At 59.8% G+C, this 25,661-nt stretch carries 19 protein-coding genes and 1 pseudogene; 16 read left to right on the forward strand and 4 right to left on the reverse strand.

Features of this window, described 5'->3' with window-relative positions:
* Positions 1–294: 294 nt before the first annotated feature.
* Positions 295–2,187, forward strand: coding sequence for a penicillin-binding protein 2 (gene mrdA, locus QMX93_RS20310; protein ID WP_282357761.1), 1,893 nt, complete (start codon positions 295–297; stop codon positions 2,185–2,187).
* A 12-nt stretch (positions 2,188–2,199) separates the two neighbouring features.
* Here the strand turns inward: mrdA and QMX93_RS20315 are convergent, their stop codons facing one another.
* Positions 2,200–3,159: a LysR family transcriptional regulator gene (locus tag QMX93_RS20315; protein ID WP_172680132.1), complete on the reverse strand. Its 960-nt coding sequence runs from the start codon at positions 3,157–3,159 to the stop codon at positions 2,200–2,202.
* A 155-nt stretch (positions 3,160–3,314) separates the two neighbouring features.
* Between QMX93_RS20315 and QMX93_RS20320 the strand changes: the two genes are divergently transcribed.
* Genes QMX93_RS20320 through QMX93_RS20330 form a run of 3 tightly spaced genes read left to right on the forward strand, consistent with a single transcriptional unit; the run spans position 3,315 to position 6,294 of the window.
* Positions 3,315–4,616, forward strand: coding sequence for an MFS transporter (locus QMX93_RS20320; protein ID WP_282357762.1), 1,302 nt, complete (start codon positions 3,315–3,317; stop codon positions 4,614–4,616).
* Positions 4,613–5,368: a class II aldolase/adducin family protein gene (locus tag QMX93_RS20325; RefSeq protein WP_282357763.1), complete on the forward strand. Its 756-nt coding sequence runs from the start codon at positions 4,613–4,615 to the stop codon at positions 5,366–5,368. Before QMX93_RS20320 ends, QMX93_RS20325 begins: the two co-directional genes overlap by 4 nt.
* Positions 5,365–6,294, forward strand: coding sequence for a glyoxylate/hydroxypyruvate reductase A (locus QMX93_RS20330; protein WP_282357764.1), 930 nt, complete (start codon positions 5,365–5,367; stop codon positions 6,292–6,294). The genes QMX93_RS20325 and QMX93_RS20330 overlap by 4 nt, the downstream gene beginning before the upstream one ends.
* Here the strand turns inward: QMX93_RS20330 and QMX93_RS20335 are convergent.
* A complete protein-coding gene (locus QMX93_RS20335) occupies positions 6,288–7,223 on the reverse strand; it encodes a LysR family transcriptional regulator (RefSeq protein WP_282357765.1) in 936 nt (311 codons plus the stop codon). The two genes, QMX93_RS20330 and QMX93_RS20335, sit on opposite strands and share 7 nt — an antisense overlap.
* A gap of 159 nt (positions 7,224–7,382) precedes the next feature.
* Between QMX93_RS20335 and QMX93_RS20340 the strand changes: the two genes are divergently transcribed.
* The 7 genes from QMX93_RS20340 (at position 7,383) to QMX93_RS20370 (ending at position 16,938) form a co-directional block, all read left to right on the forward strand.
* Positions 7,383–8,693: an MFS transporter gene (locus QMX93_RS20340; protein ID WP_282357766.1), complete on the forward strand. Its 1,311-nt coding sequence runs from the start codon at positions 7,383–7,385 to the stop codon at positions 8,691–8,693.
* A gap of 22 nt (positions 8,694–8,715) precedes the next feature.
* Positions 8,716–9,945, forward strand: coding sequence for a Zn-dependent hydrolase (locus QMX93_RS20345; protein WP_282357767.1), 1,230 nt, complete (start codon positions 8,716–8,718; stop codon positions 9,943–9,945).
* Between the two features lie 154 nt (positions 9,946–10,099).
* On the forward strand, positions 10,100–11,125 hold the full coding sequence (locus tag QMX93_RS20350) for a histone deacetylase family protein (RefSeq protein WP_282357768.1): 1,026 nt from the start codon (positions 10,100–10,102) through the stop codon (positions 11,123–11,125).
* A 225-nt stretch (positions 11,126–11,350) separates the two neighbouring features.
* The gene (locus QMX93_RS20355; RefSeq protein ID WP_282357769.1) at positions 11,351–13,255 is read left to right on the forward strand and encodes a sigma-54-dependent Fis family transcriptional regulator; all 1,905 of its coding nucleotides are present in this window, start codon (positions 11,351–11,353) and stop codon (positions 13,253–13,255) included.
* The gene (locus tag QMX93_RS20360; protein ID WP_282357770.1) at positions 13,255–14,973 is read left to right on the forward strand and encodes an ABC transporter ATP-binding protein; all 1,719 of its coding nucleotides are present in this window, start codon (positions 13,255–13,257) and stop codon (positions 14,971–14,973) included. Before QMX93_RS20355 ends, QMX93_RS20360 begins: the two co-directional genes overlap by 1 nt.
* Positions 14,963–15,640 (forward strand): S8 family serine peptidase, encoded by a 678-nt coding sequence (locus QMX93_RS20365; protein ID WP_282357772.1) that lies wholly within the window; start codon positions 14,963–14,965, stop codon positions 15,638–15,640. The genes QMX93_RS20360 and QMX93_RS20365 overlap by 11 nt, the downstream gene beginning before the upstream one ends.
* Positions 15,637–16,938 carry an FAD-dependent monooxygenase gene (locus QMX93_RS20370; RefSeq protein ID WP_282357773.1) on the forward strand — a complete coding sequence of 434 codons (1,302 nt, stop codon included), beginning with the start codon at positions 15,637–15,639 and terminating at the stop codon, positions 16,936–16,938. Before QMX93_RS20365 ends, QMX93_RS20370 begins: the two co-directional genes overlap by 4 nt.
* Before the next feature lie 109 nt (positions 16,939–17,047).
* Here QMX93_RS20370 and QMX93_RS20375 read toward each other — a convergent pair.
* Positions 17,048–18,281: pseudogene (locus QMX93_RS20375) on the reverse strand (IS481 family transposase).
* Positions 18,282–18,404: 123 nt separating this feature from the next.
* The gene (locus tag QMX93_RS20380; protein WP_282357774.1) at positions 18,405–19,895 is read right to left on the reverse strand and encodes an aldehyde dehydrogenase family protein; all 1,491 of its coding nucleotides are present in this window, start codon (positions 19,893–19,895) and stop codon (positions 18,405–18,407) included.
* 411 nt (positions 19,896–20,306) lie between these two features.
* Between QMX93_RS20380 and QMX93_RS20385 the strand changes: the two genes are divergently transcribed.
* The 5 genes from QMX93_RS20385 to peaD all read left to right on the forward strand — a co-directional run bounded on the left by QMX93_RS20385 (position 20,307) and on the right by peaD (position 25,547).
* On the forward strand, positions 20,307–20,507 hold the full coding sequence (locus tag QMX93_RS20385; RefSeq protein ID WP_282357775.1) for a hypothetical protein: 201 nt from the start codon (positions 20,307–20,309) through the stop codon (positions 20,505–20,507).
* 473 nt (positions 20,508–20,980) lie between these two features.
* Complete coding sequence (gene peaA / locus QMX93_RS20390) at positions 20,981–22,561, forward strand: quinohemoprotein amine dehydrogenase subunit alpha (protein ID WP_282357776.1); 1,581 nt, start codon at positions 20,981–20,983, stop codon at positions 22,559–22,561.
* An 82-nt stretch (positions 22,562–22,643) separates the two neighbouring features.
* Positions 22,644–24,074: a quinohemoprotein amine dehydrogenase maturation protein gene (peaB, locus tag QMX93_RS20395; RefSeq protein ID WP_282357777.1), complete on the forward strand. Its 1,431-nt coding sequence runs from the start codon at positions 22,644–22,646 to the stop codon at positions 24,072–24,074.
* Between the two features lies 1 nt (position 24,075).
* The gene (qhpC, locus tag QMX93_RS20400) at positions 24,076–24,399 is read left to right on the forward strand and encodes a quinohemoprotein amine dehydrogenase subunit gamma (protein WP_064117830.1); all 324 of its coding nucleotides are present in this window, start codon (positions 24,076–24,078) and stop codon (positions 24,397–24,399) included.
* 29 nt (positions 24,400–24,428) lie between these two features.
* The gene (gene peaD / locus QMX93_RS20405) at positions 24,429–25,547 is read left to right on the forward strand and encodes a quinohemoprotein amine dehydrogenase subunit beta (RefSeq protein ID WP_282357778.1); all 1,119 of its coding nucleotides are present in this window, start codon (positions 24,429–24,431) and stop codon (positions 25,545–25,547) included.
* Positions 25,548–25,661 lie beyond the last annotated feature (114 nt).

Genomic DNA, 25,661 nt, shown 5'->3' on the forward strand with positions numbered 1-25,661 from the left:
AGCAGTGAAACGATGCATCGCCGATGGTAGTGTGGGGTTTCCCCATGTGAGAGTAGGTCATCGTCAAGATTAAATTCCGAAACCCCAATTGCGAAAGCAGTTGGGGTTTTGTTTTGCCCGCAGGAAAAGTTTTCACGACGCGTTGAGACCGTTCCGACCGTCGCAAGACCTGCCATTGGAGAAAAACGGTCTGAAGTGACCGGGCAGTTTTTGGTATGGTGCAGCTCGTTTTTTAACGGACTGATGTCATGCCCAAGGAACGGCATTAATTTATGTCAAAGAGTTGCTGTAGAAATGCCTGAACCTATCCCGATCAAGGATCACGAAAAAGAGACAAGTCTGGTCAACAAACGGTTGATCGCCTGCGCTCTGTTCGTCTTTGCAGTCAGCTGTGCCCTGGTGGTGCGGCTGTACATCCTGCAAGTGGTCGAGTTCGATTACCACTCGACCATCTCCGAAAACAACCGCGTCCACGTCTTGCCGATCCCGCCCACACGCGGCCTGATCTACGACCGCAATGGCGTGTTGCTGGCTGACAACCGTCCCAGTTACAACCTGATCATCACCCGCGAACGCGCCACCGACGTCAATGAAGAGCTGAATGAGGTCATCAACCTCCTGCACCTGCCTGCCGAAGACCGCACGGTGTTCGACAAGGCGATGAAGCAGTCGCGTCATCCCTTCACGCCAGTGACACTGTTCTATGAATTGACCGAAGAGCAGATCGCCGTTCTGGCCGTTAACGAGTTCCGCCTGCCCGGGCTCGATGTTGAACCGCAGTTCGTCCGCCACTACCCACTCGGCGCGCATTTCGCCCACTCGATCGGCTACGTCGGCCGTATCAACGAAAAAGAATCCAAAACCCTCGACTCGGTCGAGTATCGCGGCACGCAATCCATCGGCAAGACCGGCATCGAGCGTTTCTACGAAGCCCAACTGCACGGCCACGTCGGCTACGAAGAAGTGGAAACCAACGCCCAGGGCCGAGTGCTGCGCGTACTCAAGCACACGGATCCGGTACAGGGTAAAAACATCGTTCTCAGCCTCGACGTCCACCTGCAAGAAGCCGCTGAGGCCGCACTGGGTGATCGTCGCGGTTCCGTAGTAGCGCTCGACCCGGCCACCGGTGAAGTGTTGGCCATGGTCAGTAACCCGAGTTTCGACCCGAACCTGTTCGTGACCGGCATCAGCTCCAAGGAATATTCGGCGCTGCGTGATTCTATCGACCGGCCGCTGTTCAACCGCGTGCTGCGCGGCCTCTACGCGCCGGGGTCGACCATCAAGCCGGAAGTGGCTATCGCCGGTCTCGATGCTGGCGTCGTGACGCCGCAAACCCGCGTCTTCGATCCGGGTTACTACCAACTCCCGGACTTCGATCACAAGTACCGCAACTGGAACCACAGCGGCGATGGCTGGGTAGACATGGACGCCGCGATCATGCGTTCCAACGACACCTACTTCTACGACCTCGCGCACAAGCTTGGCATTGATCGCCTGCACGACTACATGGCGATGTTCGGCCTCGGCGAAAAGGTCTCGCTGGACATGTTCGAAGAGTCGCCCGGTTTGATGCCGTCGCAAGCGTGGAAGCGCGCCACCCGCCGCCAAGCCTGGTTCCCGGGTGAAACCGTGATCCTCGGTATTGGCCAGGGCTACATGCAAGTCACGCCGCTGCAACTGGCTCAGGCCACTGCGCTGATCGCCAACAAAGGCGTGTGGAACCGTCCACACCTGGCGAAAACCGTCGATGGCGTGGCACCGGTCGATGAAAATCCAATGCCGAACATCCTGCTCAAAGACCCGCGCGATTGGGAACAGGTCAACCACGGTATGCAGATGGTGATGCACGATGCGCGAGGCATTGCTCGTGCAGCAGCGGCCGGTGCGCAGTACCGCATCGCTGGCAAGAGTGGTACGGCGCAAGTGGTGGCGATCAAGCAGGGTGAGCGTTACAACCGCGAGAAAACCCTCGAGCGCCATCGCGACAACGCCTTGTTCGTCGGCTTCGCGCCGGCCGAGCATCCGAAGATTGCGATTGCGGTGATGATCGAAAACGGTGAGGCCGGTGGCCGAGTCGCAGGTCCTGTGGTGCGGCAGATCATGGATGCCTGGCTACTTGATCAGGATGGCCATCTCAAGCCGCAATACGCGGCGCCAGCCAAAGCGCCAGGCGATCCGCACGTTTGATCAATTACAGCTTCACAGCACAGGCTCACGCAAGCTGAGCATGTGCTGGAAGCTGTCGAGGAACACGGTCTCGGCCTGAGTCATCTTCTGCTCGCGATTCCACAGCAGCTCGATATCGAAATCCACCACGCCGTCCTCCGGTGGTAACCGCCAGAGCAAACCCTGCTCGACGTCGCGCCGCACCAAGTGCGTCGGCAGACAACCGATGCCGAATCCGGCGCAGATCAATCGGTATATCTCTTCAAAACTGGTGGAAGACGCCACGATCTTGCCGGTGAACCCTTGCTGATCGCGAAACAGCGTCAACGGCGATAGATTGCCGCCGAGCTGATCACTGGTGAAGCTGACGAAGTTCTCCGCCGCCAATTCCTCAAGCGACAGATTCTGTTGCCCGAACAACCGATGGCGCTGCCCGCAAAAGTACGCGTAGGTCTCGCGAAACAACACCCGCCGTTCAAGTCGTGGTTGCGCGAGACGACATAGGCCAACGCCCACCGTGGCAGTTTTTTGCAGCAGTGAACTGATGATGTTCGAGCTGCCCATCACCTCGACTTCCAGCTCGATTTTCGGATGCGTTTCATGGAAGTCAGCCAGAAAATCATCGTAGTGCCGCGCCTGCACACCGCTGACCGTGAGGATGCGGATCTTGCCGACCACGTCATCATGGCGATGCTCGATCACTGTCCCCAGTCGTGAAATATCGCCATAAATATCCGCCGCGATACGCAGGACTTCCTCGCCGGTTTCGGTCAGATCAAAGCGCCGCCCGCTGCGCGCGATCAGCACACATTCCAGTTGTTCTTCGAGGCGTTTCAATGCCTGACTCACTGCCGACTGGGTGATGTGCAAGCGCGCAGCGGCGCGGCTCATGCTGCCTTCCTGGCCGATCACCAGGTAGGTGCGCAACAGGTTCCAGTCCAGCCGATCATTGAGAAAGCGCCGGCCGACCCAAGGGTTGGAAGAGGACATCACACACTCCATGTAGTAGCAGGGCTAATACTAGCGTTAAGTTTTTGAAAATTGACTAATCCTGTCACGGAAGCGATAAAGCCCACAAGCGCCACAGAGCGTGACCGTCAGCCGCCTGAAACCTGCCCAAAAAAACGATAAATACACAGGGTCCTTGCATGCACACCACCGCTCAGCCGCGTCGCGCCGCGGCCGCTGCCTTCATTGGCACGACCATCGAATTCTACGATTTCTACATCTACGCCACTGCCGCCGCACTGGTGCTTGGGCAAGTGTTTTTCCCCAGCGAAGATCCGGTTACCAGCACGCTCGCAGCCTTCGGCAGCTTCGCCGTCGGCTTCATCGCCAGACCGATGGCCGGTATGGTTTTCGGTCATTTGGGCGACCGTCTCGGGCGCAAGAAAATGCTTCTGGTGACGATGGCGCTGATGGGCCTGGCGACTGCCGGTATCGGCTTGCTGCCGAGCTATGCCAGCGTCGGCATATGGGCGCCGATCGGTTTGATCGTGTTGCGCCTGATCCAAGGGATTTCCGTTGGTGGCGAGTGGGGCGGGGCAGTGTTGATGGCCAGCGAACATGCGCCGGCCAAGCGCAAAACCTTTTACGCATCCTTCGCTCAACTCGGCAGTCCTGCGGGTCTGTTGTTGGCATTGATCGCCTTCCGCCTCGTCACTTCACTGGAGCCGGAAGAGTTTCTCGCCTGGGGCTGGAGACTGCCATTTCTTGCCAGTGGCGTGCTGATGATGGTTGGTTTGATGATCCGTTCCGGCGTGCATGAATCGCCGGAATTCGCCAAGGCCAAAGAGAACAACGAAACCTCGAAATACCCGGTCAAAGACGTGATCCGTCAGTGCTGGCGGCAGATTCTGTTCGCGGCGGCTGCGGTGACTATCGGCTCGGCCGGGTTCTTTTTCACCAACACTTTCATGATCACCTACGTCACCCAATACCAGGGCATTTCGCGGGCGACGATTCTTGATTGCCTGTTCCTGGTCACGGTGATTCAACTGCTCTCGCAACCGCTGTCGGCGCTATTGGCCGAACGAATTGGCGAGGGCCGCTTCCTGATGCTGGTTGCGTTGCTGTGCATGGTCACGCCATACCCGATGTTCCTGCTGGTCGGCACGCAAAACATTTTGCTGATGACCCTCGGCATCGCCGTCGCGGTGGTGATCCTGTCGGCGCTGTACGCAGTGATTGCCGGCTACATGACTCAGGCTTTTCCGGTGCATCTGCGCTATTCGGGGATTTCCATCGCCTATCAATTGAGCTGCGCGCTCGCCGGCGGCACCACGCCTTTGATCGGCACGCTGCTGGCCAGCAAATTTTCCGGGCAATGGCTGCCATTGGCGGTGTTCTTCACATTGCTCTCGACCGTGTCGCTCATCGGTGTCTGTGGCCTCGTTCGGCTGCGTGCCGCGCCGGTCGTTCTGCATTCCAACAAAGAGGTGTATTCGTGAGTAAACCTGCCCACATCGATCCGATTGAATGGCAAGCCCGCTGTGAGCTCGCCGCGCTGTATCGCTTGATCGCGCATTTCCGCATGACCGACTTGATCGACACGCACATCACCCTGCGTATTCCGGGGCCGGAGCACCATTTTCTGATTAACCGCTACGGGGTGATTTTCGACCGCATGCGTGCTTCCGATCTGGTGCGCATCGATCAGGATGGCAACATCGTCGACCCTGAATATGCGGGTCATCGGGTCAACGCCGCAGGCTTCGTCATTCACTCGGCGATCCACATGGCGCGCCCGGATCTGAACTGCGTGATCCACACGCACACCGCCGCCGGGATGGCCGTCGCTGCGCAAAAACAAGGCTTGCTGCCGATCAGCCAACACGCGCTGAAGTTCTACGGAAAACTCGCTTATCACACCTACGAAGGCATCGCGCTGTCGCTGGATGAACGCGAGCGTTTGATCGCCGACCTCGGCCCGCACCGCGCGATGATTTTGCGCAATCACGGTTTGCTGGTTGGTGGCTCGGGCGTGGCTCAGGCCTTTCAGGAAATCCACTTTCTCGAGCGTGCCTGTCAGGCGCAAGTGCAGGCATTGGCCGGTGGTTCGGAGCTGCATTATCCGTCCCACGAGATCTGCGCGCACACCGCTGAACAGTTCGACCGCGATGAACAGGACAACATCATCGACCTGGCCTGGGCGGCCGCTTTGACCTTGATCGATTCCCAGCGCGAGTCCTATCTGTCATGAATACCGTTGCACTGTTGTCCCGCGACTTGCTGTTGCTCAAGCAATTGCAGGCCGCGTTTGCACGCAGCGCGCCGCACCTCACGGCAGTGCCGGCCGATGACCCGCGAGCGCTTGATGCACAGATCGCGGCGTGCTGGTTTCCGCTGCCGGGCAGTCTCGCCGCGTTACCCAATCTGCAAGTAATTCACTCGGTGGCCGCCGGTATCGATCATCTGGAGCACGATCCGTCGTGCCCGGATCTGCCGGTGTGCCGGGTGGTCGATCCCGGTCATCGGCAAGGCATGACCGAGTATGTACGTTGGGCGGTGATTCACTTTCACCGGGGATTTGATCAGGTGCTGCAACAGCAAAAACGCCAGCACTGGGAGCGCCCGCTGCAGCGCCCGGCGAGTCAGTTCAGGATCGGGATCATGGGTCTGGGATCGCTCGGCAGCGCCATCGCTGAGGATTTAACCAAAGCGGGTTATGACGTCCGTGGCTGGGCGCGAAGTACCAAGGATCTGCCGGGTGTGCAGACCTTCGCCGGCTCGGAAACCTTCACGGCGTTTTTGCACAACGTGGAGCTGCTGATCAACCTGTTGCCACTGACCCACGAGACGCGCGGCATCCTCAATCAAACCACGTTCGAACACCTGGCCAACGGCGCAGCACTGGTCAATGTCGGACGCGGCGCACACCTGAATATCGAGGATCTGCAACAGGCTCTGCAAACAGGGAAACTGCGCGGCGCGCTACTCGATGTCTTCGATCAGGAACCGTTACCCAGCGACCATCCACTCTGGACAACCGCCGGTGTAACGATCACCCCGCACATGGCCTCGGCAGCTTCCCACGACTGCATCGCCGCTCAGATCGCCGAGAACTTCCGCCGACTGAATTCGGGGGAAGAGCTACTCAACAGCGCCGACAGAACGTTGGGTTACTGATCCGCCAGACACGCCTGCAAGCGTTCGATAAACAGCGTCTCGGCGCGGCTCATGCGCTGGTCGCGGTTCCACAGTAAATGGATGTCGACATCGGCAATCCCTTCGTGAGGCGGCAGTCGCCAGAGCAATCCCGCCTCAACGTCCGCCGCCACCACATGCTCCGGCAAGCAACCAATCCCGAACCCGGCGATCACCAGTCGCCGTACTTCCTCCAGGCTCGGCGAGGACGCGACGATGCGTCCGCTGAAACCCTGCTGATCCCGAAAAATCGTCAACGGCGAGAGCATTCCGCCAATTTGGTCGCTGGTAAAACTGACGAAATTCTCGCACTGCAAATCGCCTTCGCTGACGTCCTCGCGACCGAACAATTCATGGTGCTTGCCGCAGAAAAACGCATAGCGCTGCCGCAGGAACAAACGCTGTTCGAGACGCGGTTGCGGGCGGCGATTGAGGCTCAGGCCGAGGGTCGCGGTTTTCTCCTGCAAGGCGCTGACGATGTCGGAACTGCGCATCACATCAACTTCCAGATCCACCCGTGGGTACTGGCGATGGAAGTCGGCAAGAAAGTCATCGAACCGGTCGGAAAAGATCCGGCTGATGATCAACAGGCGCACTTTACCGATCACTTCGTCGGCCGGTTGTTCGAGCAATCCGCCGACTTGTGAGACCTGTCCATAGATCTCGCCAGCGAGTTCGAAGATCTGCTCGCCGACTTCGGTCAGGGCAAAGCGCGGGCCGCGCCGGGCGATCAATTGCCGGCCGAGTTGTTCTTCCAGACGCTTGAGTGCCTGGCTCACCGCCGGTTGCGTCAGGTGCAAACGCGCGGCGGCGCGGCTGATGCTCAGCTCTTGGCCGATCACGCGGAAGGTGCGCAACAGGTTCCAGTCCAGACGATCATTCAGCAAACGTTGTACATCGCGCTCAGCCATCGCGGCCTCGATTATAAGTTGGCGTAATAGTCGGAATAATAAATAGAAAATTGACTAATCATAGCCCCGGGACGATAAATCACTCCCAGACAGGCACCGCCAGAGTGCCTCGCCCTAGCGTTTTCCTCCTGCCAAAAAAACAATCAAAGGAGCCCGACCATGAAGCCCCAAGCTTCCAACCAGCCGCGCCGTGCGGCAGCCGCTGCCTTTATCGGCACCATGATCGAGTGGTACGACTTTTACATCTACGCCACCGCCGCCGCGCTGGTGTTCGGCGCGTTGTTTTTCCCTTCCGATGATCCACTGTTCAGCACCATGGCCGCCTTCGGCACCTTCGCCGTGGGCTTTTTTGCGCGGCCGTTGGGCGGGATCATTTTTGGCCACATCGGCGACCGCATCGGCCGCAAGAAGTCGCTGATCATCACGTTGCTGATGATGGGCGTGGTCACCGTGTGCATCGGTCTGCTGCCGACCTACGCCCAGATCGGCGTGGCCGCGCCAGTGATGCTGATTCTGCTGCGCGTCGTCCAGGGTATCGCCGTCGGTGGCGAGTGGGGCGGGGCGGTGTTGATGGCCGGCGAACACGCGCCGAAGGGCCGGCGCAACTTCTTCGCGTCCTTCGCGCAACTCGGTAGCCCGGCGGGTTTGATCCTCTCGCTGCTGGCATTCAGCGCGGTGACCCGTTTGCCCGAAGAAGATTTGATGAGTTGGGGCTGGCGTCTGCCGTTCCTCGCCAGTGCGTTGTTGCTGCTGGTCGGTCTGGCGATTCGCCTAGGCGTAAATGAGTCGCCGGAATTCCTCGCCAGCCGCGAGAAAGCGAGCAAGGAAACCCGTAAGGAACAAGCGCCGGTGATGGAGGTTCTGCGCACCGCGTGGCGCCCACTGTTGCTGTGCATCGGCGCCAACACGCTGGGCATTGCCGGGGTGTATTTCACCAACACCTTCATGATCGCCTACACCACTCAGCAACTGGCGCTGCCGCGTTCGTTGATTCTTGAATGCCTGTTCGTCGTTGCGATCATTCAGTTCTGCATTCAGCCGCTGGCGGCATGGACGGCGGAGAAGATCGGCGCCACGCGTTTCCTGTGTCTGGTGTCGCTGCTGGCGATGGCCTCGCCGTATCCGATGTTTGTCCTGGTGAGTTCGGCGCAGGCGCCGCTGATCATTCTCGGCATCGCATTGGCGGTGGTGTGCATGGCGTCGTTTTACGCAGTGATCGCCGGGTACGTCAGCGGCATGTTCGAGACCCGCGTGCGCTACACCGCGATTTCGCTGGCCTATCAGATTTGCGGCGCGGTGGCGGGTGGTCTGACGCCGCTGATCGGCACCATGCTCGCGCACAAATTCACCGGTCAGTGGTGGCCGCTGGCGGTGTTCTACAGCCTGATCGCTGCGGTTTCGCTGATCTGCGTGTTGTCCCTCGCACGTCGCCATGCCAGCGCTCATCGCGCGGAAATGGCTTCTATTTAATCTCGAATTCCAGGAGCACCTCATGTTGAAGATCAATGGCGAACGCCTGTGGGCGAGCCTGATGGCGATGGCTGAAATCGGCGCAACCGCACGCGGCGGCAGCTGCCGTCTGGCGTTGAGCGATGAAGACAAAGCAGGCCGCGAACTGTTCGCCCACTGGTGCCGCGAGGCGGGCATGACCCTGAGTGTCGATGCCATCGGCAACCTGTTCGCCCGCCGCCCAGGCACCGATCCGAACACGGCGCCAGTGATGATGGGTAGTCACCTCGACACCCAACCGGAGGGTGGCCGCTTCGATGGCGTTTACGGCGTATTGGCCGGTCTGGAGGTGGTGCGCTGCCTCAATGACCAGAACATCAAAACCCGCAAACCGCTGGAAATCGCGGTGTGGACGAACGAGGAGGGCGCGCGGTTTACCCCGGCGATGTTCGGCTCGGCGGTGTTCACCGGGATCATGGATTTGCAGGCCGCACTGGCGGTGCGCGACGCCAACGGCATCAGCGTTGCCGAAGAGTTGCAGCGCCTTGGTTACGCCGCTGACCGTGCCTTGGGAGGTGCGGTGGATGCCTATTTCGAAGCGCACATCGAGCAAGGCCCGATCCTTGAAGACAACGCGAAAAGCATCGGTGTGGTCACCGGTGGCCAAGCGATCCGCTGGCTCGATGTGCGCGTCGAAGGCATGGCCGCGCATGCCGGCACCACGCCGATGCCGTTGCGCAAGGATGCCTTGTACGGCGTGGCACGGATGATTCAGGCGATTGAAGAACTGGCGACGGATTTCGCTCCCGAAGGGCTCACCACCGTGGGCGAACTGAGCATCAATAAATCGTCGCGCAACACCATTCCCGGTCTGGTGAATTTCACCGTCGATTTGCGTCATCACCGTGACGACGCTATCGCCGCGATGGAACAACAAGTGCGCGCACGTTTGCAGGCGATTGCTGATGCGCGGGGGTTGAGCGTGACGATCACCCCGCACTGGATCAGCCCGGCCACGCCGTTTGACGCCGAGTGCGTGGCGGCAGTGCAATCGGCGGTGGATGCGCTGGGCTACGCTCAGCAATCGATTGTCAGCGGCGCCGGGCATGACGCGATTCTGCTAGCGCGATACTGCCCGACCGCGATGGTGTTCATTCCGTGCGTCGGCGGCCTGAGCCATAACGAGGCCGAAGACGTGCTGCCCGAGGATGTGCGCCAAGGCACCGATGTGCTGCTCAACGCTGTCCTCGCCCGCGCTGAAATTTCCCGGTAATCCCCAATCCCCATGTAGGAGTGAGCCTGCTCGCGATGGGGCCGTGTTAGCCACCATCAAAGTCAAATGACAGACCGCTATCGCGAGCAGGCTCACTCCTACAGTTGAAATCGGTCATTTTCAAGATTTGTATTAACTGACAGGAATCCATCCCATGCGCAGTTTTTTCCACCCAGAACAATTGCTCCACCATCCACGCAGCTACTACTCCCGTGGCCAGATGCGCACGCCGCAGGAAGTCCCCGAGCGCGCGCAGCGTCTGGTGCAGGCCGCGCACAATCTGGGCTTCAACGTCGAGCAACCGACCGACGCCGGCCTCGCACCATTGCTCGCGGTACACGGCGCGCCGTACCTGACATTCCTCCAGGAAGCGCACGCCCGATGGAAGGAAATCCCCGAAGACTGGGGCGATGAAGTCATGTCGAACATCTTCGTCCGCGAACCCAATGCCCTGCGCGGCATCCTCGCGCAGGCCGCACGCTATCTCGCCGACGGCAGTTGCCCGGTCGGCGAGCAGACCTGGCGTTCGGCGTACTGGTCGGCACAAAGCGCGGTGGCGGGCGCGCAGGCGTTGATCGATGGCGAGCCGGCGGCGTACGCGCTGTGCCGCCCGCCGGGACACCACGCTCGTGCCGAAGCCGCCGGTGGTTTTTGCTATGTGAACAACGCGGCGGTGGCGGCGCAGGTGTTGCGTGACAAGTTCGCCAAGGTCGCGGTGCTCGATACCGACATGCATCACGGTCAGGGCATTCAGGAAATATTCTACGACCGCGATGACGTGCTCTACGTCTCGGTGCATGGCGATCCGACCAACTTCTATCCGGGCGTGGCCGGGTTTGCCGAAGAACGCGGTGCGGGCGCGGGGGAGGGCTTCAATCTCAATCTGCCGATGGCGCATGGTGCGAGTGAAGCGGATTTCCTGGGGCAACTCGATGTGGCGTTGGCGGCGGTGCGTGAGTTTGGTGCCGAGGTGCTGGTGCTGTCGTTGGGGTTCGATATTTATGAACTGGATCCGCAGAGCAAGGTGGCGGTGACGCGTGAGGGGTTTGCCACCTTGGGTGAGCGGATTCGCGGGCTTGAGTTGCCGTGTTTGATTGTGCAGGAGGGTGGGTATCACCTGGAGAGTCTTGAGGATAATGCTCGGGCGTTTTTTGTGAATGGTGAGGTTTGGCAGATCTGAGTTTTGTGTGAGCAGAGCGACCGCTATCGCGAGCAGGCTCACTCCTACAGTTGGTATGCGTTGCCCCTGTGGGAGCGGGCTTGCTCGCGAAGAACGATGACTGGTTTCACCTGCCGGAACCCCAAGCGCCCTACGGTGCTTGCCATCGCCCTGACGTTAACGTAAAGATTGCCGTCAGGGCGCTGAAATAATAAAAGCGCAAAGCGGACCGCTGCGGAGCGCTTGATGACTCTAATAAAAACCACCGATCCCAAGCCACATCACGAAGCCCGGCTCGCCCGGGAAAAATTGCATCTGGAAGGCCAGGTGCCTGACGGCGTGCTGCGTGCGGAGATCGATGCTTCGTGGCGACGCAGTCTTGGCCACGGTGTGCACTTCAACGGCAAACACGAGCTGACGCTGGAATCGAGCGCCAGCCTCGACGTGCTGCTGGCAAGCAATCGCCTGCTGATCGACGCAGCGATGCCGGCCATCGATTACCTCGCCGAACGCCAAGGCAAGGAAGGCCTGATCATCCTCGCCAACTCCGACGCGACCATCCTCGCCGTCGAAGGGCGCGCTGACCGGCTCAAGGGCAGTGGTCTGCAAGACATCACCCTCGGCGCCTGCTGGAGCGAGGCGGCTCGCGGCACCAATGCCCTCGGCACAGCCCTGGTCGAAGCCCGGCCAACGCTGATCGATTGCGGCGAACATTACCTTGATCGCCTGACGGATTTTTCCTGCACCTCGGTGCCGATCCATTGCCCGCAAGGCGAGATTCTCGGTGTCCTCGATCTGACCCGCGAAGGCCCGCTCGGTCGCGTACACGACAGCACCGCGCTGCTGAGCATGGCGGTCAGTCAGATCGAAAGCCGGGTGTTCAATAACAGCTTTCCGGATCAGATTGTCCTGGCGTTTCACAGTCGTCGGCAGTATCTGGAATCGCCGTGGCAGGGCTTGCTCGCGGTCAGTCTCGGCGGACAGATTCTCGCGGTCAGCGCGCAGGCGTGTCAGCTACTGCGGGCCGAACGTTCGGCGCTGCTCGGGCGTCGTTGTGAAGAGTTTCTCGGGGTCGATGGCCTGCAATTGCTCAGTCGTTTACAGCAGGGCGGTGTCGGCAGTCTGCAAACCGCCAAAGGTGAGTTTTTCTACAAAACCCTGCGTGCACCCGCGCGGTCGGTCAACCTTGGCGGGCCACCGCGCAGCGTAGCGAAATCCATCAAACCACCACCCGATCTTGACGCGCTGGCTGGCAGTAATGCCCGTTACGCCCGTGCCTTGCGCATGGCGCGCCAAGGGCTGGCAAACGAATTGCCAGTGTTGCTGCTCGGCGAAACCGGCACCGGTAAAGAAGTCATCGCCCGCGCTTTGCACATGGCCGGCAGTCGCTGCGACAAACCATTTGTCGCGGTGAATTGCGCGGCGATTCCCGAAGGCTTGATCGAGTCGGAACTGTTCGGCTACCGCGAAGGCGCGTTCACCGGCTCGCGGCGCGGCGGCATGATTGGCCGGCTGCAACAAGCCCACGGCGGCACGCTGTTCCTCGATGAAATCGGCGACATGCCACTGGCCTTGCAGGCGCGGTTGTTGCGCGTGCTGCAGGATCGCAAAGTGGCGCCGCTCGGCGCCGGTGAAGAGCAGGACATCGACGTCGCGCTGATCTGCGCCACGCACCGCGATCTGAAAATTCTCGTCGCCGACAAGCAGTTTCGCGAGGATCTGTTCTACCGCGTCAACGGCATCAGCGTGATGCTCCCGGCCTTGCGCGAGCGCGATGATTTCGCCGCGTTGGTCAGCCGTTTACTCAGCAAACTCGACGCGCCAAATGTGCTCCTGCATGACGACCTCGACCGGCTGCTCGCCAGCTATCACTGGCCGGGCAACATCCGCCAACTGGAAATGGTCTTGCGCACCGCATTGGCCATGCGCGAACCGGGCGACAGCGTACTGACGCTCGATCATCTGCCCGACAGCATGCTCGATGAACTGACCGCCAGCGAGAAACCGGCGGCCGGAAGTATTCGTGAGAACGAACTGGAAATGATCCGCCAGTCCCTCGACAGCCATCAGGGCAACGTTTCTGCCGCCGCCGAAGCGCTGGGCATCAGCCGCGCGACGCTGTATCGCAAACTCAAACAGTTGCGCTCGTGATGCAGCGCCTGATCGTACGGCTGATCGACAGCCGCGACCCCGCCGCGCTGCAAGCAGCGTTGCGCTGGCTCTACGGTTTTGTCCGTCCGCAGCGGCTGGCGATTGCCGGTTTGCTTGCGCTGTCGGTGTGCGCCTCGTTGCTGGTGCTGGTGCAGCCGTGGCTGATCAAATTGCTGATCGACGACGGTCTGCTGGCGCGCAATTTTCCGATGCTGGTGATGATTGCAGTGCTGATGATCATCGCCGGATTGCTCGGGACTGCATTGTCGGGGATCAACCGTTTTCTGCACACGCGCCTGTCCGGGCGGATTCTGTTTGCCCTGCGCGACGACCTCTATCGGCACCTGCAAACCCTGTCGCCGAGTTTCTATGGGCAGCGGCGCATCGGTGACCTGATGTCGCGTCTGGATGGCGATGTGGCGGAGATTCAGCGCTTTGCCGTGGATTCGCTGTTCTCTGCGGTCTCCAGTGTGATCGGGTTGGTGGTCGCCATCGCGATGCTCTTCACCCTGTCGTGGAAACTCTCGCTGCTGGCGCTGGTGCTGATTCCCCTCGACGTGTTGTGGCTGCGCTGGATGCGGCGCAAGGTCGAGCGTGATGTGCGGCAGTTGCGCGAGCGTTCGGCGGACATGTCGTCGTTCATGGTCGAGACCTTACCGGTGATGAAGTTTATTCAATCGGCGGGCCAGCAGCAGCGTGAGGCGCGGCGTCTGGAACATCTTGGGCAGGGCTACATGAATCAATTGCTGCGCCTGCAAGTTACCGAGTTTTTTACTCAGGCTGTGCCCGGCACGTTGACCTCGTTGTCCCGCGCCTGTGCATTTTTGATCGGCGGTTATTGGGTGGTGCAGGGTACTTGGCAGCTCGGCGCCCTGATTGCGTTTTCGACGTATCTGGGCATGGCGGTCGGGCCGGTGCAGAGCTTGCTGGGGCTGTACGTGGCGATTCAGCGGATGACCGTCAGCCTTGGTCGGGTGATGGAATTGCGCGGCGAAGAACCGACCGTGCGTTCACCGGTTGCGCCGCAACCGTTGCCAGGCTCGGGCGAACTGCGTTTCGACAATGTGCACTTCAGCCATCCGGGGCGGCCGAGCACGTTGAGCGGCATCGAAGCGACGATTCCCTACGGTTTGAAAGTCGCGTTGAGCGGTGGCTCCGGAGTTGGCAAATCAACCCTCATCGATCTGCTGCAACGGCATCACGATCCACAATCTGGCCGGGTGTTGCTCGGTGAGGTCGATCTGCGTGAACTGGATCTGTTCGAGTTGCGCCGACGCATTGCGGTGGTCAGCCAGGACATCGTGCTGTTTCGCGGCAGCCTCGCCGATAACCTCGCCTACGCAATGCCGGATGCCAATCGTGAATCAATTGCCGAAGTGGCGCGGCTGGCGCAACTCGACAGTTTGATCGCCTCGCTGCCGGAAGGCCTCGACAGTCCGTTGGGCGAGCGTGGTCAGCAGTTGTCCGGGGGGCAAAAACAGCGCATCGCGATTGCCCGGGCGCTGCTGCAGGATCCCTTGATTCTGGTGCTCGACGAGGCCACTTCAGCGGTCGATGAAGCGACCGAGCGCGAAGTCATTGAAGCGATTGACCGCCTGTTCGCCGGGCGCACACGCATCCTTATCAGCCATCGACCGTCGACCCTGGCCGATGCCGATCTGCGCTTTGAATTGCTCGACGGCGTGCTGACGTCGAAAACGGTGCTGCATGAAGCCTGAGTTGCGCATCGGCGTGGTCGACAGTGGGCACTCGGCTGCGCAACGGGTGCAGGTGATTGCCGGTCGGCGCTTTTCGTTGTTGGAAGAGGGTTTGGCTGAGGGGGATTTACGCGATGATCCGCTGGGTCACGGCAGCGCGGTGATCGAGGCGATCAGCCGTCGTGCACCGGCCGCGCAGATGTGTGTCGCGCAGGTGTTTGATCAGCGCGGCGTGACCAGTGCTTTGCAGATCGCCACGGCGATTGATTGGCTGGTCACGCAAGACGTTCGCTTGATCAACCTGAGTCTCGGTTTGCGTCAGGATCGCAGCTTGTTGCGCGAAGCCTGTGCGGCGGCGATAGCGCGTGGCGTGTTGCTCTGCGCGTCGAGTCCGGCGCAGGGCGCGGCGGTGTTCCCGGCGAGTTATCCGCAGGTGTTGCGGGTGACCGGGGATGCGCGGTGCACCGACGAACAATGGTCGTGGCTCGACAGTGCGCAGGCCGATTTTGCGGCGTGCGTGCATGGCACTTATCTGGGGCAATCCGGGGCCAGTCTGGGCTGTGCGGCGTTGAGCGGACATATCACTGCGTTTCTGCTGGAGCATCCTCTGGCTAGTAATTCTGAAGTCGTCGAATGGCTGAAAGTAAACGCCCGGTATCGCGGGCCTGAGCGGCGGTTTGCGCCGTGACCGCGATCGTGATTTTTGGTGCCGGGCCGGCGGGTGCGGCGGTAGCTTTGGGGCTGCGGCGGTTGGGCTATGGCGTGACGCTGGTCAGCGAGTGGCGACGTTTTTCCGCCCTCGAAGGTGTATCGCAGAGAGTGCTGGAGGCGTTGCGCGGCGCCGGACTGCATCAGGCGCTGGCCGAGGCGATATTGCCTTCGCAACGACAGGTGAACTGGAACGGTCAGCAGCACGCGCAGAACATCGAATTTCTATTGGATCGGCCGACGTTTGATCGCGGTTTGCGTGAGGCTTTGCGCGCGGCCGGGGTTGAGCTGATCGAAGCGCGCGTGCTGAGTGTGCACTCCTCGGCGAAAGAGCATCGGATCGAACTGGATGGCGGCAAAACGTTGCACGCGGAGTTTTTGGTGGAAGCACGCGGACGGCAGGCGCCGGCACTCGGTAAGGGCTTGCGCGGGCCGGAGACGGTCAGCCTGCTCAATCGCTGGCAAGGCGCGCCGGGTATAACGGCCAGTGCGGTGGAAAGTCTTGAGGATGGCTGGGCGTGGATGGCGCGCCGGGCCGATGGGCAATGTTATTGGCAATGGACGGTGGACGTAGCCAGCGCTGATTTGCCGGGTAAGGCGCAGTTGCTCGATTACTGTCGTCAACGTCGCCAGGCTTCCTCGTTTGCGCAAGTGTTTTTTGCCGATTCAGTTGAAACCGATCTGCAACTGCACGCTCGCAGCAGCACGGCGATTTTGGCGGCACAGGTGTGCGGCGATAACTGGATTCGCGTCGGTGATGCGGCGATGGCGGTGGATCCGCTGTCGGGCAACGGGATTTTTCAGTCGCTGTCTTCGGCGTTGCAGGCACCGGTGGTGATCAACACGCTGCTGGGCAAACCGGAGCGGGCGGCGCTGGCGCAGCGCTTTCATCAGCAACGGGTGGAGCAGATGTTTTTGCGTTTTGCGCGGATCGGCAGGGACTTTTATGCCGATGAGCAACGTTGGGCTGAACAGCCGTTCTGGCGGGCGCGGCGGCAGTGGCCGGATGCTCAGGTTGCGCATGCGGAGGCGGACTTTTCGGCGTTGCGGATTGAGCGGATGCCGGTGTTGCGAGATGGGTTTGTGGATGAGGCTGAGGTGGTGATTACGGCGGATCAGCCGTTGGGGATCTGGCACGTGCAAGGGGTTGAGGTCGCGCCGCTGGTGAGGCGGTTGCGCACCGAGTCGGCGGAGCTAGTGTTGGCGGTTTTGAGTGAAGAGCAGAGGCGGGTGATTCGGGGATGGTTGCTGGGTCAGGGGTATCGGCCCTCACCCTAACCCTCTCCCAGTGGGAGAGGGGACTGATTGGGGGAGATTGGCGAGGCACACCGACTTAAGCGATCACCATTGAATCCATCATCGACTCGGTCTTTCAGGTCGATGCAGCTCACCAGACAACTCGGTCGGCCCCCTCTCCCTCCGGGAGTGTATGTACCGGAGACATGGTGGACACATGTTCGGAGACATGGTGGACGGTTTTAGATCTTCTTACCTGCCGTGACGATCTGCAAGTTCAAGTCGATTCGGGCGATACGATGTCTACTCCAGTAGACATCGTGGATGCCGTCCTCCGTCGTTTCCCGGATAGCCACTGACCTCCCGTAAAACGCCTTCCCGACAGTGTATTCACGGTTGCCCCAGTAGATCTCTCCCTTCACTTGAACCTTCCTGACCACATCCCCATCGTCGTACTCAGGCGCCGCAGGTTGCTCCTGATATTCCCGCGGGCTGCTGCTGTAGCGAGTAGCAGGAACCTGCATGTCCAGTGCTTGATGCGGGCGCTTCTGGTTGTAAATCTCACGCCAGATATCAAACGCCCGTTGTGCGTCGTCCAGATCGATGAAGAGCTGACCTTGCAGGACTTCCCTTTTCAGACTGCGGTGGAAGCGCTCCAGCTTTCCCTGGGTTTGCGGGTGATAAGGTCGGGAGTGGCCGACCTTGATGCCTTGGCTCATCAGCCAGACCTCCAGCGCGGTGTAAACACCGGTCTGGTCACCCCATGGCGAACCGTTGTCCATCGTCATGCGCAGAGGCAGACCGTAGCGCCGAAAGGCCCGCATTAGTTGCTCCTGGACGGTTCGGCGCTGCTCATTGGCGCACGCAGCGATGCACAGTGAGAACCGCGAGTGATCGTCCAGTATCGTCAGCGGATGGCAACGTCCGTGGCTCAGGCTGATATGGCCCTTGAAGTCGATCTGCCAAAGATCGTTGGGCGCCTCGTGCTCGAACCGGATAAACGGTTTGGTCTCGGCAGCCTTTGGATCAACGCGCGAATGACGCTGTAAAACCGCATGCACGGTGCTGACGGAGGGCATCACTTTGCCGTCGTCTTCCAACACGCGCTTGAGCTTGCGAGCGCCCCAAGCGGCGTACTCCTGACTCACGGTCAAAATCTGCTGCTCAACCTCTTCAGCGCAGCGTTTGGGTGACGTCTTTGGTCGTCGAGACTGATCGATCAACCCTTGCGCACCGAGATTTTCAAACCTGTTGAGCCATTTGTAGGCAGTGCTTGGGCTGATATTGAATCGACGGCAAAGCTGCCGAACATTGGCCCCTTCTTGCCGAGCCAAAAGCACGAATTCTGAACGAAGCTGCACGGTGGACACCTCTTCCCAGGACACAGGTCATCTCCTTGGTGATGAGCAATGTGTCTATTAAAATGTGTCCACCATGTCTCCGAACACCCGTCCACCATGTGTCCGGTACATAAACGGAGAGGGCTGGGGTGAGGGTGCTGTTGATCTCTACAACTTGATCAACACCGACTTCAGCTCGGTGTAATGCTCAATCGCCGCATACCCCATTTCCCGCCCGACCCCGGACATTTTGTACCCACCAAACGGCAGCGCCGGATCCAGCGCGCTGTGGCAGTTGACCCACACTGATCCCGACTTGATCCGCGGAATCATCCGGTGCACCGCCGCCAGATCATTCGACCAGATACTCGCGCCCAAACCATAAGGACTGTCATTGGCCATGCGCAGCGCATCGGCCTCGTCATCAAACGGAATCGCCACCAGCACCGGGCCGAAAATCTCTTCCTGCACCAGCGAGTGTTTCTGATCGACATCGACGATCACCGTCGGTTTAACGAAAAAACCCGGCCCGAATTGCTCGCCACCGCAAGCGATGGTCGCGCCACTTTCGCGACCCATCTCGATGTAGTTGTAGACGCGTTCCTGCTGGCGCGCGGAAATCAGCGGGCCCATCTCGACGCTTGGGTCGAGGCCGTTGCCCATCTTCATCGCGTTGGCGATGTCGCTGATATCGGCGACGACATTGTCGAAATGCTTGCGCTGCACATACAGCCGGGAACCGGCGCAGCAGACCTGGCCCTGGTTGAAGAAAATCGCACTGGCCGCGCCCGCTGCGGCGGATTTCAGGTCGGCGTCGGCCATGACGATGGTCGGCGATTTGCCGCCCAGTTCCAAGGTGACGCGGGTCATCGAATCCATGGCGATCTTGCCGATCTGTTTGCCGACAGCGGTGGATCCGGTGAAAGTCAGTTTGTCGACCAACGGGTTGTGCGTCAGCGCCGACCCCGCAGTGATCCCGGTGCCGGTGACCACGTTGAACACGCCCTCCGGGTAACCCGCTTCCAGCACCAGTTCGGCCAGTTTCAGCGCGGTCAGTGGCGTCTCATCGGCGGGTTTGAGCACCACGGTGCAACCGGTGGCCAGCGCCGGGCCGAGTTTCCAGCAGGCCAGCAACAGCGGGAAATTCCAGGCGACGATGGCGCCGACCACGCCGACGGCTTCGCGGCGAATGAAACTGTGGAACTGATCATTCGGCATCAGCGGCAGCGACACCTCGACGCTGGATCCTTCGATTTTTGTCGCCCAACCGGCCATGTAACGCAGAAAATCGATGGCCAGTTGCACGTCCATTACCTGCGCCACTGCTGCGCTCTTGCCATTGTTCAGGCATTCCAGTTGCGCCAGCAGTTCGGCGTCGCGCTCCATCAGATCGGCGAGTTTCCACAACAGGTTTTGCCGCTCGCGTGGACGGGTGCGGCTCCAGGCGGAATCATCGAAGGCCTGACGCGCGGCGAGCACTGCGCGGTCGACATCCTCCGGTGTGGCGCGGGGCACCACGCAGAGGACTTCACCGATGGCGGGGTTGTGTAATGGCATGGTCTGGCCGTCGGCGGCCTCGACCCAAGCGCCGCCGATCAACATGCGCGGTGCGCGCTGGATAAAAGCTGAAGTGGCAGGGAGCAGATGCGGAAGGGACATGGCGAAGCCTCTTGTTGTTCGTTGTCGTTGGGAGGGCTTTCGCAATGGCTGTGCCAAATGCCTCAGGAAGGCTTGCGAGCCTGTTGTGCCGGGCATGAGAGGTGGATGTTGAGGCGCGCGGAAAGGTGAATTTGTCGCAAAACGCGACAGTCATTGAGATGCAAGATACGGATCGGATCAGGCCTGGCAGGCGCCGGACGAAACAGTGGCCGAACTGCTGTAGGAAGAGTCGCTGCGCTGTTGATTTAGGGCATCTGGTGGATTGAAGAGGTTCGAGCTAAGTTCTTTATCCAGCGGCTTATCGAATGTTGATAGGCAGTATTCGGCACTAAGGGCTGATGGGATCATCACTGCAGTTTTTCAGTTTTCCTGCCATGGAATTGGCAGGTTCAGTTCTTCACAAGGATGTCGATGAACAACAAAAGCATTCGATGGATAACCAGTTTAATGATGGGTATCGGTACTGGATTTATGGTGACAGGCGGAGCTTCGCTGGTGATTGGCGACGGTAGCGATGCCAACACGATTCGGGCAAGTGCAGCGATGGCTGTCAGTAGTTTTTTCGTACTTCTTGCCTCTTATGCTGTTGCCCTGTTCGAGGAGAAATCATGAGTTTTTATATCATCATGGGCCTATGGTCACTCAGCATGATTTTGCTGATCGCGTTTGCGTTTTGGTGGGGAAATCGGCTCGAAGTCGCTTCCCGAAAATCCAAGGAGTCAGCGGCCAGAGATTACGCTCAACGACCATGCCAAAGGTGTTGCCAGTCCTGCGGGAAATACCAGTTTCACCCTGACAATTCCGTCCGCTGACCCAACGCACCCGACCCCGCGACAACTATGCTTGTCTCACACTGCAACAGTTGTCGCGAAATTGGACGCCAGTCGACATCCCCGCCACCCCTGCAACGCAGTGATCTTCACGTAAATGCTTGATTGAAAAGCTTATCCGCAAGCTGGCACGCTCCGTGTATTGCTCATCACAGACGTTTCTCTTGCCTCCGTCGGCGTGACACCGTTGACGGCAGAAACCATAAAAACGATAAGCGACAACAATAAGAAAGCACCGTGCGAGGTTCGACGTTGATGAAGAGAAGACTCCGATCAGGCATGAGCGCCAGCCTGCTGGCCGTGGCCGCTTGCGTGGCCCTGCATTCGCCGCACAGCCTGGCTGCCCGCGATGCCCAGACCATCCTGAAAGAAACCTGTCAGGGCTGCCACACCCCCGAGGCCGACAGCGCCCTGAGCCGCATCAGCCACCAGCGCAAGACCCCGGAAGGCTGGCTGATGAGCATCGCCCGCATGCAGACCATGCACGGTCTGCAGATCAGCGATGACGACCGCCGTACCCTGGTCAAATACCTGGCCGACACCCAAGGCCTGGCGCCAAGTGAAACTGATGGCGTGCGTTACGCGCTGGAGCGTCGGTTGAACACCGTCGAACAATTTGATGAAAAGACCGCGCAGATGTGCGGGCGCTGCCACTCCGGGGCGCGCATTGCCTTGCAACGGCGTCCGGCGCAGGAGTGGGAACGCTTGGTGAATTTCCACCTCGGTCAATGGCCGTCGCTGGAATATCAGGCCATGTCCCGTGATCGCGACTGGTTCGATATTGCCCGCAAAGAGATGGTGCCGCTATTGGCCAAGCGTTATCCGCTGGACAATCCAGCGTGGCAGAAATGGCTGAAAACCGCGCCGAAAGCCGCAGCGCTGGTCGGTGACTGGAGCTTCAGCGGTCACCTGCCGGGCAAGGGTGAAGTCGCTGGTGTGATGAGCGTGACCGCCGATGGCACCGACACTTTCAAGGTCAGCGTCAAAGGCCAATACGCCGATGGCAGCGCATTCAATGGCGACGGCAGCGCGATCCTCTACAGCGGCTACGAATGGCGCGGCAACGTCAGCGTCGATGGCGTGACCATGCGCCAGGTGTTCGCCACGCAGGGCAATGCGATGCAAGGGCGCATGTTTGAGGCCGAGCACGATGAACGCGGTCTCGATTTCGTCGCCGCCAAACAAGGCTCGCAACGTTTGCTCGCCGTGCAGCCGGGTTACGTGAAGGTCGACAGCGAAACCGAAGTGACCTTGATCGGCAGCGGTCTGAGCGGCAAACCGAACTTCGGCAAAGGCGTGGAAGTTGTCGAAGTCGTCGAGCAAAACGCCGAGAGAATCAGAGTCAAAATCAAAGCCGCCGCCAATGCCCAAACGGGTCTGCGCGCCGTCAGCGTTGGTAATCTGAAAGGCCCGAGCCTGTCGGTTTACAACAGCATCGCCTCGGTCAAAGTCGTGCCGGAATTCTCCGTGGCGCGGATCGGCGAGGGCGGTGGTTCGACGCCGAAAGTCCAAGGCCGTTTCGACGCCGAAGCCTGGGGCAAGGGCGCCGATGGCAAGCCGTATCGCATCGGCGTGTTCCCGGCGCAGTGGAAGGTCGAAGCCTTCGACGATCGCGCCAAAGAGGATGAGGACGTCAAGTTTGCCGGCACCATGCAGGCCGACGCCGGCGTGTTCACACCGGGCGATGCCGGGCCGAATCCGGCGCGGAAAATGTCCACCAACAATGCCGGCAACCTCAAGGTGATCGCCGCCGTCGATGATGCGGGGAAATCTCTCACCGGCGAAGGCCATCTGATCGTCACCGTGCAACGCTGGAACAATCCACCCATTCCTTGAGTTGGCTTGAACGCACACGCTTCAGACACTTTTCGGAATGACCGCAAGCCCAGCCAAGCGGGGCCTGCACAGGAGGTTTGCAATGGGCGCTATCTTGAATCTGGTTGAACGTAATCTGCACGAAGTGCACGTCGACGCCGACCGCATGCTGTTTCACATTCCCAGCAGTTCGCTGTTTGCTAGCGATGATCTGACCGGCACCATCATCGACACCTTGCGCGGCCCCGGCTGCTCTTCGGAAGACCTGATCGAGCGCCTCGCCGCGCGCTTCAACGGCGAGGAAATCAACGAGACCCTGCGCGAGTTGATCTCGCTGGAACTGGTCAGCGACGGTTCGCCACTGACCCCGGACATCGCGGCCAAACGCGTCGAGCGCACCGCGATCAACACCGTGGTGCTCAACGTCAACACCGGCTGCAACCTCAGTTGCACCTATTGCTACAAGGAAGACCTCGACAAGCCGTCCGCCGGCAAGAAAATGGACGTCGAAACCGCCATCGCTTCGGTGGAAATGCTCTTGCGTGAATCGCCGGATGAAGAGCGTTTCACCGTGGTGTTTTTCGGTGGCGAACCGCTGAGCAATCGCAAGCTGATCGAGTACATGGTCGACTACTGCGAGAAGCGTTTTCGCGAGGCCGGCAAGTTCGTCGAATTCGTCATGACCACCAACGCCACGCTGCTGACCGAAGACACCGTCGACTACCTCAACGCCCACCGCTTCGGCTTGTCGGTGAGCATCGACGGGCCGAAAACCGTGCACGACCGCAACCGCATCACTGTGGGCGGGCAGGGCACCTACGACGTGGTGCGACGTAAAGCCGAGATGCTCTTGTCGCGCTACAACAGCCGTCCGGTCGGTGCGCGCGTGACGCTGACCACTGGCGTCACCGACGTCGAAACAATCTGGGATCACCTGTTCAACGAACTGGGTTTTGCCGAGGTCGGTTTTGCCCCGGTGACCTCCGGTGATATCAGCAGTTTCAACCTCAGCAGCGACGAACTGATTGAAGTCTTCGCCAGCATGAAGCGTCTCGGTCGACGTTATCTGGAAGCGGCGCTGGAGCACCGAAATATTGGCTTTTCCAACCTGCATCAGTTGATTACCGATATCCACGAAGGCCACAAAAAAGCCCTGCCGTGCGGTGCCGGGCTGAAGATGCTCGCGGTTGATCACAAGGGCGAACTCAATTTGTGCCACCGCTTTACCGGCTCAACGCTGCCGACTTTCGGCAACGTGCACAGCGGCGTGAAACAGGTCGAATTGAATGACTTTCTGTCGCAGCGTCTGGATCGCAGCAACACCGGTTGTGAGGATTGTCAGATCCGCAACCTGTGCTCCGGCGGCTGCTACCACGAGAGTTACGCGCGCTACGGCGACCCGACTCACCCGACGTATCACTACTGCGAATTGATGCGTGACTGGGTCGACTTCGGCATCGAGGTCTACACCCGGATCATGGCCAATAACCCTGCGTTTATCAGCAGTTACATCACTCCGCGCAAGGCTCACTGATATGAAACATCTCAAGGCAATCAATAACAAAGCGTTGAAGCTCGATCAGGCCGCGGAGGAAAACCGCATCGAAGAAGTGGTGGCGATGAGTTCGGTGGCGGGCTGCGCATCGACCACTGATCCGGGTTGGGAAATCGATGCGTTTGGCGGCGTGTCGTCGCTGTGCCAGCCGATGGAAGCTGACCTGTATGGCTGCTCCGATCCGTGCTGGTGGCCGGCGCAGGTGCCGGACATGATGAGCACTTACCCGGACTGGAACAAGGATGCCCAGGCGTCCAACGACAACTGGCGCAATCTCGGCACGGTCTTCCCCAAAGACAAGTGATCGCCCCGGACAAGAAGAAGGATTCCAGTATGCGTAGCATCAAAGCCTGCGGCCTGGCCGCGTTCGCCGCGCTGAGCGTCTGCTCGTTCAGCGTTCTGGCCGATGAAAACACCGCGCTGCAAGACGGTCACGAGTACATGGTGACCACTAATTACCCAAACAACCTGCACGTCCTCGATCTGGCCACCGACAGTCTGTACAAGACCTGCAAGATGCCCGACGCGTTTGGCCCCGGCACCGTGCAGTTGTCACCGGATCGCAAGACCGCGTATGTGCTGAACAACCATTACGCCGACGTTTACGGTGTCGAGCTGGACAGCTGCAAACAGGTGTTTCACGCCAGCATCACTCAGCAACCGGGGGAGAAGGCGCGGTCGATGTTCGCGTTCACCGTCAGCCACGACGGTAAAGAGCTGTACACCATTGCTAACCCGACGCAGATGCTCAACGACCGTTATGAGGTGAAACAGCCACGTCTGGATGTCTATGCGACCGATGCCGGGATGAATGCAAAACCAGTGCGCAGTTTCCCGGCGCCTCGGCAGTTGACCATCATGCAAAGTGGCGATGACGGCACGCTGTATGTCGCGGGTGCTGATGTTTACAAGGTCGATGTACAGAGCGGCAAGTTCGATGTGCTGATCCCCAGTCGCCATTGGAAACGCGCGAACTACAGTGCTCCGGACGTGCTTTACGTGTGGAACCAGCAGACCTTCCGCCATGATTTTTCGCTGCTCTATACCACGGCGAAATTCAAGGACAAGAAGCAGGATCCAGCCACCGCCGAATATCTGTACGGACTGTTCAGCATCGACCTGAAAACCGGTAAGACCGAAACCACCGACTTCGGGCCGCTGACTGAAATCTACTTCAGCGGCATGCGCTCGCCGAAGGATCCGAACCTGATGTTTGGCGTGCTCAACCGGCTGGCCAAGTACGACATCAAGCAGAAGAAACTCATCCAGGCGGCGACGCTGGAGCACTCCTATTACTGCATTTCGTTCAATAAGGAGGGCAGCAAGATCTATCTGGCCGGGACGTTTAATGACGTGGCGATTTTTGATGCCGAGACGATGAAACAGGTCGGGAGCATCAAATTGCCAGGGGGGGATATGGCGATTACCACGGCGCAGATATTTGTCCGGTAATCGGCGGCGTCCGCACTGACGTCATCGCGAGCAGGCTCGCTCCCACATTGGAATGCATTTCAAGTGTGGGAGCGAGCCTGCTCGCGAAGAGGCCCTCACAACCGCCGCAAAACT

It is taken from the genome of Pseudomonas sp. PS01303 (assembly GCF_029959385.1).
GTDB lineage: Bacteria > Pseudomonadota > Gammaproteobacteria > Pseudomonadales > Pseudomonadaceae > Aquipseudomonas > Aquipseudomonas rustica.

Coding starts and splice junctions, on each gene's coding strand:
- mrdA (WP_282357761.1), top strand. CDS start 295: ATGCCTGAACCTATCCCGATCAAGGATCACGAAAAAGAGACAAGTCTG.
- QMX93_RS20320 (WP_282357762.1), top strand. CDS start 3,315: ATGCACACCACCGCTCAGCCGCGTCGCGCCGCGGCCGCTGCCTTCATT.
- QMX93_RS20330 (WP_282357764.1), top strand. CDS start 5,365: ATGAATACCGTTGCACTGTTGTCCCGCGACTTGCTGTTGCTCAAGCAA.
- QMX93_RS20335 (WP_282357765.1), bottom strand. CDS start 7,223: ATGGCTGAGCGCGATGTACAACGTTTGCTGAATGATCGTCTGGACTGG.
- QMX93_RS20340 (WP_282357766.1), top strand. CDS start 7,383: ATGAAGCCCCAAGCTTCCAACCAGCCGCGCCGTGCGGCAGCCGCTGCC.
- QMX93_RS20345 (WP_282357767.1), top strand. CDS start 8,716: ATGTTGAAGATCAATGGCGAACGCCTGTGGGCGAGCCTGATGGCGATG.
- QMX93_RS20350 (WP_282357768.1), top strand. CDS start 10,100: ATGCGCAGTTTTTTCCACCCAGAACAATTGCTCCACCATCCACGCAGC.
- QMX93_RS20355 (WP_282357769.1), top strand. CDS start 11,351: ATGACTCTAATAAAAACCACCGATCCCAAGCCACATCACGAAGCCCGG.
- QMX93_RS20360 (WP_282357770.1), top strand. CDS start 13,255: ATGCAGCGCCTGATCGTACGGCTGATCGACAGCCGCGACCCCGCCGCG.
- QMX93_RS20365 (WP_282357772.1), top strand. CDS start 14,963: ATGAAGCCTGAGTTGCGCATCGGCGTGGTCGACAGTGGGCACTCGGCT.
- QMX93_RS20380 (WP_282357774.1), bottom strand. CDS start 19,895: ATGTCCCTTCCGCATCTGCTCCCTGCCACTTCAGCTTTTATCCAGCGC.
- QMX93_RS20385 (WP_282357775.1), top strand. CDS start 20,307: ATGAACAACAAAAGCATTCGATGGATAACCAGTTTAATGATGGGTATC.
- peaA (WP_282357776.1), top strand. CDS start 20,981: ATGAAGAGAAGACTCCGATCAGGCATGAGCGCCAGCCTGCTGGCCGTG.
- peaB (WP_282357777.1), top strand. CDS start 22,644: ATGGGCGCTATCTTGAATCTGGTTGAACGTAATCTGCACGAAGTGCAC.
- qhpC (WP_064117830.1), top strand. CDS start 24,076: ATGAAACATCTCAAGGCAATCAATAACAAAGCGTTGAAGCTCGATCAG.
- peaD (WP_282357778.1), top strand. CDS start 24,429: ATGCGTAGCATCAAAGCCTGCGGCCTGGCCGCGTTCGCCGCGCTGAGC.